The organism is Clostridium sp. NSJ-49 (assembly GCF_014287725.1).
Taxonomy (GTDB): Bacteria; Bacillota; Clostridia; order Clostridiales; family Clostridiaceae; genus Clostridium; species Clostridium disporicum_B.
Map to the genome: position 1 here is coordinate 1 of NZ_JACOOP010000036.1, position 12,967 is coordinate 12,967.

At 29.9% G+C, this 12,967-nt stretch carries 10 protein-coding genes and 1 pseudogene; 8 read left to right on the plus strand and 3 right to left on the minus strand.

Going from position 1 to position 12,967, the window contains the following annotated elements; translation table 11 throughout:
- The coding region (locus H8S10_RS12480; RefSeq protein WP_347707662.1) for an IS1 family transposase at positions 1-102 on the minus strand (102 nt) is incomplete at its 3' end.
- 124 nt (positions 103-226) lie between these two features.
- On the opposite strand from H8S10_RS12480, the gene H8S10_RS12485 reads away from it, so the two are divergent.
- The 7 genes and pseudogenes from H8S10_RS12485 to H8S10_RS12515 all read left to right on the plus strand — a co-directional run bounded on the left by H8S10_RS12485 (position 227) and on the right by H8S10_RS12515 (position 9,160).
- On the plus strand, positions 227-2,242 hold the full coding sequence (locus H8S10_RS12485; protein WP_186839098.1) for a ferrous iron transporter B: 2,016 nt from the start codon (positions 227-229) through the stop codon (positions 2,240-2,242).
- Entirely contained in the window at positions 2,230-2,382 is a 153-nt protein-coding gene (locus H8S10_RS12490; protein WP_084759006.1) for a FeoB-associated Cys-rich membrane protein, read from the plus strand. The genes H8S10_RS12485 and H8S10_RS12490 overlap by 13 nt, the downstream gene beginning before the upstream one ends.
- A 249-nt stretch (positions 2,383-2,631) precedes the next feature.
- Positions 2,632-3,717, plus strand: a pseudogene (recA, locus tag H8S10_RS12495) (recombinase RecA).
- A 393-nt stretch (positions 3,718-4,110) separates the two neighbouring features.
- Complete coding sequence (locus tag H8S10_RS12500) at positions 4,111-5,964, plus strand: NAD(P)/FAD-dependent oxidoreductase (RefSeq protein ID WP_186839099.1); 1,854 nt, start codon at positions 4,111-4,113, stop codon at positions 5,962-5,964.
- A 10-nt stretch (positions 5,965-5,974) separates the two neighbouring features.
- Positions 5,975-6,904 (plus strand): ABC transporter ATP-binding protein, encoded by a 930-nt coding sequence (locus H8S10_RS12505; RefSeq protein WP_055266254.1) that lies wholly within the window; start codon positions 5,975-5,977, stop codon positions 6,902-6,904.
- A 17-nt stretch (positions 6,905-6,921) separates the two neighbouring features.
- Entirely contained in the window at positions 6,922-8,061 is a 1,140-nt protein-coding gene (locus H8S10_RS12510; protein WP_186839100.1) for an ABC transporter permease, read from the plus strand.
- Positions 8,054-9,160 (plus strand): ABC transporter permease, encoded by a 1,107-nt coding sequence (locus H8S10_RS12515; protein WP_207731880.1) that lies wholly within the window; start codon positions 8,054-8,056, stop codon positions 9,158-9,160. The genes H8S10_RS12510 and H8S10_RS12515 overlap by 8 nt, the downstream gene beginning before the upstream one ends.
- Positions 9,161-9,340: 180 nt before the next feature.
- On the opposite strand, the gene H8S10_RS12520 is transcribed toward H8S10_RS12515, so the two are convergent.
- Positions 9,341-11,080 carry an ATP-binding cassette domain-containing protein gene (locus tag H8S10_RS12520; RefSeq protein WP_186839102.1) on the minus strand — a complete coding sequence of 580 codons (1,740 nt, stop codon included), beginning with the start codon at positions 11,078-11,080 and terminating at the stop codon, positions 9,341-9,343.
- A 217-nt stretch (positions 11,081-11,297) separates the two neighbouring features.
- Here H8S10_RS12520 and H8S10_RS12525 point away from each other — a divergent pair, with 217 nt between their 5' ends.
- Entirely contained in the window at positions 11,298-11,951 is a 654-nt protein-coding gene (locus H8S10_RS12525; protein ID WP_186839103.1) for an SIMPL domain-containing protein, read from the plus strand.
- Positions 11,952-12,381: 430 nt separating this feature from the next.
- Here H8S10_RS12525 and H8S10_RS12530 read toward each other — a convergent pair whose 3' ends face one another.
- On the minus strand, positions 12,382-12,621 hold the full coding sequence (locus tag H8S10_RS12530; RefSeq protein WP_186839104.1) for a hypothetical protein: 240 nt from the start codon (positions 12,619-12,621) through the stop codon (positions 12,382-12,384).
- Between the last annotated feature and the right edge of the window lie 346 nt (positions 12,622-12,967).

Genomic DNA, 12,967 nt, shown 5'->3' on the forward strand with positions numbered 1-12,967 from the left:
ACACTGCTTACATTGATACTTTTGTTTAGCCTGCTTATTCATACCAAACTTGTATAGTTTATCAGAATTACAGCGTGGGCATTTTATATTAGTTTTGCTCATTGTTCTTCTCTCCTTTTCGAAGGGGGTATTATTTAGTATCGCAAACCTATTGTATTTCCTTGGGCTGAGAAGAGCAATGTTCATATAACTTAACAGATCGAAATAAAAGAGATGGAGGTAAATTATGAAGATAGCATTAGCAGGAAATCCTAATAGTGGGAAGACTACTTTATTTAATCTTATTACTGGGAAAAGTGAAAAGGTTGGTAACTGGGCAGGAGTTACTGTAGATAAAAAAGAAGGTAATATAAGAAAATCATTAATGAAAGATGGAGGCTCTATAAATATCATAGATCTTCCAGGGGCATACTCTATGTCTCCATTTACAAGTGAAGAAAATGTAACTAGAGATTTTATAAAAAATGAAAATCCAGATGTTATTATAAATATAGTTGATGGAACTAACCTTAGTAGAAGTTTATTCTTTACAACTCAGTTATTAGAATTAGATATACCAGTTGTAATAGCATTAAATAAAACTGATTTAAATAAGAAGCAAGGAACTAATATTGATGTTAAAGCTTTAGAGAAGCTTCTAGGATGCTCAGTTGTTGAGACGGTTTCAATAGCAACTAGTAATAATGGTATAGAAGCTCTTATAAAGAAAGCAGTAGAAGTTAAGGGAATGGATCAAAAAGCACCTTTTGATGGACAAGGTATTGATTTATCAAATAAAAAAGAAGTAGAAGAAAATGATAAGAAGAGATACGATTTTGTTAAAGGAATTGTAGCTAAAGTTGAGAAAAGAAATAACACTGAGGATAAGATAAGACTTCAGGACAAGGCAGATAGAATATTAGCTCATAAATGGCTTGGACTTCCTATATTTGCAGCAGTTATGTGGGCGGTGTTCTCAATATCGCAAACATATTTAGGACCATTACTTGCTGACATTCTTGTTGCAGGGGTTGATAAGGTTTATGCATTTGTAGAAGGTTTACTTGGAGCAAATGTATCACCATTATTAAGCTCAATACTATTAGATGGTATTATAGGTGGAGTAGGAGCAGTTATTGGATTTTTACCATTAATTATGATTTTATTCTTCTTAATAGCATTATTAGAAGACAGTGGATATATGGCTAGAATAGCTGTAATCATGGATAGATTCTTTAAGAAAATAGGATTAAGCGGGAAGAGTATTATTCCAATGATTATTGGTACAGGTTGTGCTATACCAGGAATAATGGCAACAAGAACTATAAAAGATGAGAGACAAAGAAGAACAACAGCAATGTTAACTCCATTTATGCCATGTGGAGCAAAACTTCCTGTAATTGCTTTATTTGCTGGAGTATTCTTCAACGATGCTGCATGGGTTGGAACATTAATGTACTTCTTAGGAATATTCTTAATAATTATAGGTGCATTAATAGTTGTTAGAATTACAGGAGAAAAGAATTCAAGTTCATACTTCATTATGGAGCTACCTCAATATAAAGTTCCAAGTATAAAAAGAGCTACAGTTTCAATGTTTGAAAGAGGAAAAGCTTTCATAGTTAAAGCAGGAACAATTATATTACTTTGTAATACAGTTATACAAATAATGCAAAGTTTCAATTGGCAATTCCAATTAGTTGCAGAAGGTGCAGAGAATACTAGTATATTAGCTACAATAGCTTCACCATTTGCATTTATATTAATTCCATTAGGTTTTGGAGCATGGCAATTAGCAGCAGCTGCAATTACTGGATTTATAGCTAAGGAAAATGTTGTAGGAACTTTAGCAGTTGTATATTCAATAACTAACTTTATAGATGTTGAAGAATTAGCTTTAGTATCAGGAGTTTCAGAAGTATCTCAAATTATGGGACTTACTTCAGTAGCAGCACTTTCATACTTAATGTTTAATTTATTTACTCCACCTTGTTTCGCAGCTATTGGTGCAATGAACTCAGAAATGGAAGATAAAAAGTGGTTATGGGGAGGAATTGGATTCCAATTTGCTACTGGATATACTGTTTCATTCTTAGTTTATCAAATAGGAACATTAGTAACTACAGGTTCATTTGGAACTGCATTTGTTCCAGGACTTATAGCAGTAGCAGTTATAGCAGCTATAATTATATTCCTTATGAAAAAAGGCAGTGAAAAAGCTGCTAGCAATGGTAAAAATAAAGGTGCAGCATGGGAAATGTAATTGTATTATTAATAATTATACTTATTTTAGCATTATCGATTACTAAGGTAGTTAAAGAAAAGAAAAAAGGTGTAAAATGCATAGGCTGTCCACATAGTAAAGGATGTTCTAGCAATTGCAACATTACTATAAAAAAATAGATTAAAACTAAAGATTTATAATAAAAAAATAAAAAAATTCTAAAGCTGACAATGAAGCTTTATATAATCAGAATAGTTAATTAAATAATACAAGATTTATATAATAAAATTAACTAGAAAAAAATTATGTATTACATCAGAATGAAAAAATGTGATATACTTTTTATAAGTCAATGCGTTGTACCTACGGTCATACCACTTGCCGTAACGTACAGCGCATTTTTATTTTAACAAATGGAGATGGTATGAATGAATATTGATGATAATAAGTTGAAGGTGTTAGAAAATGTAATGAGTCAGATAGAAAAGCAATTTGGAAAAGGAGCTATTGTTAAGCTTGGAGGACAATCCTCAATGGATGTTGAATCTATATCTACAGGTTCATTAGCTTTAGATATTGCTTTAGGAGTAGGGGGAGTACCAAAAGGAAGAATAATAGAAATTTATGGACCAGAATCATCAGGTAAAACCACTATTGCATTAAGTATAGCAGCAGAAGCACAAAAAAATGGAGGGGCAGCAGCGTTTGTAGATGCAGAACACGCTTTAGATCCTATATATGCGAAGAAGTTAGGTGTTGATACCGATGAGCTAATAGTGAGCCAGCCAGATACAGGTGAAGAGGCATTGGAGATAGCTGAAACATTAGTAAGAACTAATGCCATAGATGTGATAATAATTGACTCTGTAGCTGCACTTGTACCTAGAGCAGAAATTGAAGGTGAAATGGGAGCTTCTCATATAGGGTTACAGGCAAGGCTAATGTCACAGGCTTTAAGAAAGCTTACTGGAGCTATTAGCAAATCAAAATGCACAGTAATTTTCATAAACCAGTTAAGAGAAAAAATAGGTATTATGTTTGGAAATCCTGAAACAACAGCGGGAGGAAGAGCTCTTAAATTCTTTGCATCTGTACGATTAGATATTAGAAGGATTGACACTATAAAAAATGGTGAACAATTCCTAGGAAATAGGGTCAAGGTAAAGGTAATTAAAAATAAAGTTTCAGCACCATTTAAGATAGCTGAATTTGATATAATGTTTAATGAAGGTATTTCAAAAGAAGGAAATTTGGTAGATATTGCTGTTAATGATGGAATTATTCAGAAGAGTGGTGCATGGTTCTCTTATAATTAAATAAGGATAGGACAAGGAAGGGAAAATGCAAAGCTGTATTTAAAAGAAAATCATAATATAGCACTTGAAATAGAAAACTTAATAAGAAATAAAAATAATATACCAGTATTAACTATGAATCCTTTAGTAAATGAAAAAGAAGAAAGTTTAAGAGATTCTTTTGAAGATAAATTAGAAAGTTATGAGAGTAATGCATAAATCAGAAACAAGTGAAATAGTTGCATAGAATTATATAGTTTAGGGTATTTATATAGGAACAATTATGAAGTCATATATATAAGGCTAGTAGAAGTTACTAAGTAACAGCTACTAGCTTTATATATAATGAACAATAGTAAGAACATAAGGACAGACTATGAGTTACTGCTTTAAGACACCGCGTTCTTTTAAGTCAGATAATAGTTTACTGTACATTTCTTTATCAATTTTGTATTTGTAGAGATGAACAGTGAAAAAGATAGTATATATGCTTCTGTAAGTAGTAATAATTCAGTATTTTTAAGATGTTTTATGGCAAGGTTAATATTTTTTCTATTACAAGAATAAAGTTAATAAGAGAAGAGTGTTTTTATGAACAATTAAGGAGGGTATATGAATTATGACGTTATTGTGATAGGGGCAGGACTATCAGGTCTTACTGCTGCTTCATTGCTGGCAAAACGGAAGCTGAATGTATGCGTTGTAGAGGCTCAGAATAAACCAGGAGGGGCATGCGGGATATTTAAAAGAAAAGACGTAGTGTTTGAACAGGGAGTTGGGATGATATACGGATTTAATGACAAGGGGTTTAGTCCACATAGGTTTGTATTTAATGCATTAGAAGAGCCAATAGATATAATAAAGCATAATGAACTTTATGCTGTAAACTATGGTGAGCATAGAATAGTTTTTTATGAAGACCTTGATAGGTTTATAGAAGAATTAGCAAAGGTATTTCCAAAGGAAAAAGATAATTTTAAAAGGTTCTATAGAGACTTAAGCAGACAGTATATGAAAATAATAGCAGAGAAGCCTAACTTTATATCACCGGATGCAATAAAGAAAGAACAGGGGCTTCAGGGGTTTTTAAGACATCCTGTGGAGTATATTAGATTTTTAGGATATATGAATAAAAATACAACGAGTATTTTAAAAAAGTATTTCAAAGATGAAAAGGTATTTAATCTATTTGATAAGCTTACATCTACATACTGTTATACAAATGTTGAAGAAACTCCGGCTATATTATCTTCAGTGATGTTTGTTGATAATCATTTCGGTGGAAGTTATTATCCTGCAGGATCAACACTTAATTTAGTTGGAAAGCTAGAGAAGGTAATCGAAGAAAATAATGGGAAGATGATTTATAACAGAGAAGCGGAAAAGATAATAGTAGAAAATAATACTGCGGTTAAGGTAAGGCTGGATGATGGAAGCGTTATAAACGCTAAGTACATTATTAATTCAGGAACAGTATGGAATTTATATAATAAGCTACTAAAGGATAATGCGAGTGAAGAAATAAGAAAATGGACAGAATCTTTAGAACCTTCATATCCATCAGTAGTTCTATATGCACTTGTAAAAGAAAAATCAATACCAGAAGGGACACTTCCTATTGAAATGCTCATTGGTGATAAAACTAAATTAGATGAATCAGAAATTACTGCATACATTTTAAGCATAGATGATAAGACACTCTGCCCGGCAGGATATCATACTATAGCTGCAATAGGCCCAAGCTTTAAGAAATGGCCTAAGGGATATAAAAATGACTATAATACACAGGAATATAAGGATATGAAGGAGGCTGAAAAGAACAGGATTTTAGATGTCCTTGAAAAGAGGTTTCCTGGCTTTAAGGAAAATATATGCCATGTAGAGGTCAGCACTCCGACTACATTGAACAGGTATGTATTAAAGGAAGGCGGAAGTGTTGCAGGACCAAAGCAGAAGCTTGGCCAGCATATGATGAAAAGGCTGAAAACTAAAAGCGAAATAAAGAATCTCTTCAACTGCGGAGAATCCACTGTTATGGGAACAGGGACACCGGCGGTCACAATCTCAGGGATAAGCGCAGCAAATCTTATCTTAAGAGAACTTGGGATGAAAGAATTTGAATATGATGAAAATATGAAAAATTATGTGAATATAGTTAAAAAGCCTTTTGAAAGAATGCAGATAAGAATTGGAAAAAATCCTAAGGAGGAAAAGATAGCAAAGCTAGCTTTAGAGTGCCAGTTTTGTGATAAGCCATTATGTGAAAAAGCATGCAGATATAATGTTCCTATAAGGGATATTAATAGAAGGGCTGCTGTAGGGAATTTTGTTGGAGCTATGAACTTATTAAAGCGTTATGATAGCAATCCATGTATAAAGTGTGACAGTAAGGATTGTGAAAGTCACTGCATAAGAAGAGGTTTTGCAGAGGAAGTAAGTATAAAAGAAATAAATAGTTGTCTTTAGGAGTTATATTATGTATATACTTCAAATTGAAAATCTTCATAAAAAGTATAATAATTTTGAAGCGGTAAAGGGTATAGATTTAAATATAAAAAAAGGGGATATATATGGACTGCTTGGGCCTAATGGTGCAGGAAAGAGTACTCTGATTAAAATTATATCCGGGCTTGAAAAGATGACTTCTGGAAAAGTGATATTTGAAGAAAGAGAAACAAATATAAATAAATATAAAAAAAACATTGGATTGCTGCCGCAGGATATTGCTATTTATCATGACCTGACTGCAAGGGAGAATGTATCATTTTTCTGTTCATTATATGGATATAGAGGCAGGGAGCTTAAAAGAAGGGTTAATAAGGCTCTGGATTTTACAGGGCTTTTAAATGTTGAAAATAAAAAATCTAAAGAATTTTCAGGTGGAATGAAAAGAAGGCTAAATATGGCCTGTGCAATTGCCCATAGTCCCAGGCTGATAATAATGGATGAGCCAACGGTAGGCATAGATCCTCAGTCAAGAAATCATATTTTAGAATCAGTCAGGAGGCTAAATGAAGAAGGAGCTACTATAATTTATACCTCCCACTATATGGAGGAGATAGATGAACTGTGTGATAACATTTCCATTATTGATAACGGAAGGATAATAGTAGAAGGAACTAAAGAGTATCTAAAGTCAACTGTGGTTGATGAAGACATATGTACAATAAAGCTTAAAAAGGAAATTTATAATATAAAAAAACATCTAAGCAGAATAGCTGGGATACAGAAAGTAGAGGTTACTGAAAATGAAATAAAATGCTACTATTCTAAGGGGATGAATATTATTCCATATATTATATATACCATTACTAATAATAGCGGTGTTATAGAAAATATAAAAAATGAAATTCCTACATTAGAAGGTGTATTTTTAAAATTAACAGGAAAACAATTAAGAGATTGATATAACAGGGGCAAAAAATGATATTGATTAGTTTAGTAATAAAGGAACTTTTATATTTCTTTAGGAGTAAATCTAATGTAGCAACAATGTTTATATTTCCAGCTGCTCTTATAATTATAATGGGTTTTTCATTAAACGGACTTATGAATGTGGACTTTAATATATTTGAAAACAAAAAAGTTTATTATAAAGTTAATAACTTAAGCAGCGGAAATGAATATTTACAAGTATTTAAAAGCTTTAAGGATACCTGTGAAGAAAGCATGAAAATAGAATTTGAAGAGTTATCAGACGACATATATGGAAAAAATCGCGTAAACAGCTATGAAGGATTAGCTCTTATATATATAAATGAAGATAAATATGATTTTTATAGAAATGAAAAAAAAGAAAGCAGGGCTCAGAAAATATTCAGGAGCGTTTTTGACCAGTATTTAGAAAGATATTCAGTAATTAATACAGTAGTAAGCGAAAATCCCAGGGTATTAAATGATATGAGTGAGGAAAAGAATATAGTAGTTGAAGAGGGGATATCTGCTTCAGGTATAAATTCATTTACTTATTATACTTTTGCAGAGCTTGTATTAATAATACTTTATATATCACAGATAACCAGCGTATCAGTCTATAATGAAGGCTTTGAAAATACATTTTTAAGATTAAAAGTATCTAAAGCTGGTGATTTCAGCATTATTTTATCAAAGATTATATTAGGAGTTATTGTTGGCATCCTTCAAGTTATTATAGTTTATTTTATCAGTACAGTTTTTTTAAAGATTGATTGGGGTATAAATCTTATGGCAACCATGGCAGTATTAACAGCTCTGATAGTTTTCAGCTCTATTTTAGGAATAACTGTAGGCTGTGTATTTAAGGATGCTAAGATAGCAGCCAGTGTCCTTAACACCTTATTAATAGTCTTTGGTTTTTTAGGAGGAGCTTATTTACCCATATCATTAATAAAGTCAAATGAAATAGTTAGTATGCTGTGCAAGATAGCGCCGTCATACTGGGCAAACATAGCGCTGTTAAGCTTAAGCTCAGGGATTCCTTCTAATTACCAGACTATATCGGTATTATTATCATTACAGCTGTCAGCAGTGTTATTAATAATATGCATTATCTGTAGTCTGAGGGCAGGTGAGAATAATGTTTAGAGTGATGTTAAATACATTTAAGCTACTACTAAAGAAGAAGAGCTTTATTGTTATGGGGGTAGTTGCACCTGCTGTTATTATAGTGTTCTTCAGCTTTGCTTTTGGGCAGGAAATGGATTATAAAGTAGGAATTATAGATAATGATAATAAGTATATTTCAAGGGAGCTAATAAAATCTATAAATGAAATAGAAGATATAGATGCAGTAGGAATAAGTAATGATAGTTATGAGTTGACGCTTGTTTCACACCAGATACAGATGGTAGTTATTATTGATGATGGCTTTTCTGATGATATATTAAATTTTAAGGCTGGGAAAGTTGTAATCAAGTCAATATCCAATAGTGATATTAAAGAAACACTGTTATCAATAATAAAAGCTAAAGTAAATAACCTGACTTTAATAGCAAAAGTAAGTGATGGCAGCATAGATAAGTTTATAGAAAATAATAAGGCATATACAAAGCACATGCTTAATTATGATTTAAATGAAGTTAATGAAAGCAGACCTTCAGTAAAAAATTCTATAGGAATAGTTATTATGATGATATTAATAAGCGGAGCTTCTATAGCAAATTTTTTAATTGAAGATGAGGAGCAGGATACAAAAAACAGGGTATTAGCAAGTGGTATAAGACCGTACAAATATTATATTGCACTGCTTGTAGTATTTTACCTTATGTCGTCTATGAGTAGTATTATATATTACGTATCCTGCAGGATATTAAACTTAGATTTTGGTATGGAAAATACGTATAATTTTTTAGTGGTTATGCTGCTGCTTAACTTAATAGCTATATCCTTAAATTTATTTATAGTAAGCTTTACAAGGAACAGGTATATTGCAGCTACTATCAATATTTTAGTAGTAATACCGACTTGCATGATATCAGGAGTATTCTGGGACTTTGATATTATGCCGGAGTACCTAAAAAAAATAGGAAGTTTTATGCCGCAGAGGTTAGTATATGAGGGGATAGAAAAATTACAGGTTTATGAAAGTATAAGTTATATATATGATTATATTTTTTATATGATAGTTATCTCGCTTATTTTATTTTCATTAAGTTTATTTATGTTCAGAATAAAAAGAGATTAATATAATACGGTTAATAATATTTATTACAGGTTAAGGGGCGGATAAATATAAAAGTTATGACTACGAAAAAAACGTATTATTAATAAATATGAAGTAAAAAATAAATTAAAGCTAAAGGCTATGGCAAGAGTTAATTAATGCCATAGCCTTCAGCTTATAATATTTAATTATTGGCCATTTTTATAGTAGTTTAACAATAGCTTCTAATTCTTCAGATAAATCTTTTGCAAGAATAAAATTATTATCTCTTAAAGCTAATTCTATTTTTGTTTCAAGCAATTTTTTCTTTTCTTCATTTTTTAAGTAGTGCTTATCAAAATGATTAACATAAATAATATCTTTAAACTGTTGTATGCTTATTTTTTTGATTTTTTTATTTTGAATAAGTAATACATAATCCATACAGTTAGTTATAGTATAGTAATCATGAGAAACCATTAAAATAGCACCTTTATATCTTTTTATAGCCTTTTCTAAAGCTAGTTGTGAATATGTATCTAAATGACTTGTAGGTTCATCAAGAAGCAATAAATCAGCTCCGACTTCAGAGATTTTAGCTAGCTGAAGTAGATTCTTTTCTCCACCAGATAAAGTTCCTATCTTTTGATTTAATACTTCTTCATCAAAATTATAACCCTCTAAATATTCTTTAATATCATCACGAGTTTTAAAACCAATATCAAAGAACTCATCATATATAGTATTAGAATAATTTAGTGTTTGACCTTGAAGTTGAGATAAATAACCTACTTTAATATCTTTATCTATTTCTATAGAATCATCATCGTTTTTAAATATTTTTTGGAAAAGCGTAGTTTTACCTGTACCATTTGAACCAACGATAGCTACTTTATCAGTAGATTTAATTTCAAAGTTAACATTTTCTAAAAGGACTTCATCAAAAGCAAGATTAAAATCATTAACTTTTAAAACAGTTTTTTCTTCTATTTCATTAGCTGTAACAAAAATTATATTAGGTTCTTTAATCTCTACAAATGGAGCTTTAATTCTACGTTCTTCTAGTCTTTCTTTAATTTTAACTCTAGCTCTTAAGGTTTTACCTCTAAACTGTTCAGCATTCTCAGTTGCTAACTCTCTTAATCTATCTATTAAAACTTCATTTCTTTCAATTTCTTCAGTATCAGCAGCAGCTAATTCTTGTAGTTCAATTTTGGTTTGAAGTAATGAGAAGTTATACTCGATATAGCCACCATCAAACTCTTGTAGTTCCATATTTTCAAGGTGAATAATTTTATTAAAACAATGATTTAATAGATATCTATTATGTGTGATAACTAATGTTGTTCCTTTGTGAGAATTAATTAGATTTTTAAGAGCATTTAAATTTTTAAAATCTAAAAATACATCAGGTTCATCCATAATAAGCAAGTCAGGACTATTAAGCATTGCCTTAATTACTTGAATAAGCTTAAACTCACCACCACTAAGTTCAGATATCATTAAATCTTTGTATTTAATTAATTCAATAAGATTTAGCTTTTTATCAATAATGTTTTCAAAATCATCACCATTAATTGCTTCAAATGCATCTAGAGCTTGTTGATATTTTTCAAGTAAAGTATCAATATCAGATGATGTTTCCATTTCAGTACAGATAGATGTTATTTCATTTTGTAATTTAAGAAAATCTTCTGCTAGATATTCAAAAACTGTGATTTCTTTTGTTTTATCTAATTCTTGGAATTGTCGTACATACCCAATTCTACAATTTGGTTCAATTTCTAATGAACCATCAAATAGATATTTTTCAGGGTCCATAATTATATCTATAAGAGTACTTTTTCCACTACCATTTGTACCTATAAAGGCACAATGTTGGCCATCTTCTAATGTAAATGAAATATTGTTATATAGATTTTTTTGTGGAAATGAGTAGGACAAATTATTAACTTTTATCATAGTAGTACCTCTTTTCATTAGTAAAAAAGAGCCTATAAAAATAAGCTCTTTAATATATTCTTTTATCAATTAAAATTTACATTTGATAAATATATTTTACTAAGTTTAATATTGATAGCTTAACATTTTTTTCGACTAAGTTCAATGATTTAGTATTAACTGAAAAAACTGTTATAATAAAATTAATAAATTTATTTTAATTAAGGGGATAGGAATTATGGAGAGGTTAATTACAGTTAAGGGTATTGGTAATATAAGTGTTACACCAGATTTGATAATTATTACTATGAATTTAGTATCACATAAATACAATTATGATGAAACTATGAAGCTTGCTACAGAGTCAGTAAATGAATTAGAAAAGGCCATAGAAGAAGTTGGTTTTAATAAAAAAGATTTAAAAACAACAAATTTTAATATCACAACAAGATATAAGAGCTATTATGATGAAAATAATAATTATAAAAGTAAGTTTGATGGCTATAAGTGTGAGCAAGATTTAAAGCTGGAGTTTGATTTAGATATGGAAATTTTATCTAAGGTGATTACAGCAATAACAAAGTCAAAGGTAGAGCCTAGATTTAATATAAGATTCTCAGTAAAAGATAAAGATGAAATAAATAAAGAACTTCTTATTAAAGCAACTGAAAATGCAAGAAGTAAGGCTGAGGTTTTAACTAAAGCAGCTAGAGTCACACTTGGAAGACTAGTAAGCATAGATTATAATTGGAGTGAAATAAATATTTACTCTAACACAACATACGAAATAGAAAACAAAAGTTATGCTATTGCAGAAACATATGCACCAAGCATTGAGCCAGAGGATATAAAAATTAGCGATACAGTAGCTTTTGTTTGGGAGATAAAGTAGTAGAAGTAATATATTTATTACTATATAGGGTAATACTATTTTAGTAGTATCCTAATTGTATTACCTTAAAGGTACTAACAAAAAGGTAGTGCCTTTTTGTCATTACTTTTTGTCACTACCTTACATTTTGTTACTACCTTTTTGTCACTACCAATACTATTATTTTTGAATTTAAGAGTGATAAGAGGCTAAAAGAATGGTTAAATTGAAGTAAAATGGCTAATTTTAATAAAAAAATATATATTTTTTTAAAAGTCAAAGGAATTAATGATAATAATGTCGAATTATACTAAAGATTAAATTAAAAGGATATATATATATATATAGTATTTAATAATTAAAAAAATTAGAAAGAATTTTAAAGTAATATAACAAAATGCACTTACGGCGGTTTAAGCTATAGGTGCATTTTTATATTGTTATATAGAATTTAATAGTTTATTCCAGCAGGTTTAATATTTTCTTTATCATTTTGAGAACATGGAGTAACTCCATATGTCATTTTACAATTTGGACATACATCTACAAATGTGCTCATTGTAAAATATTCACCACATGAGCATGTAATTGTATGTGGAGTATTTAATTTCATATCTGCCTTACCTTTTTCTCTAACTCTATCTACAATAGCCTTTCCATCTTTACTATGTGTACCGCATCCACAAGCCATAATAATATCCTCCTTAAACTTAAAATATAATATTCATTTTATATTAATTTACATATAAAAGTCTGTAACGATTGTTACAATACTCCAATAAAAAATTTAATAAACTTATGACTTTATTAAGATAGGGGTAAGTTAGTAGGAGTTACAGGAGAAATAAAAGTTAGATTTAAAATTAAGTACGCTTTAGGATTAGGCTGTAAGTGTAAAAAGTAAAAAAACGTATGCTAAAAAGCACGCTTTTTGTACACTTTTACGTACGATAATAATATTTTTCGTTTATAACAATAAAAAATGAATTTAAGAAGTTGTAAAGGGTAGAATTGGTAATGGTGATAAATATTACATT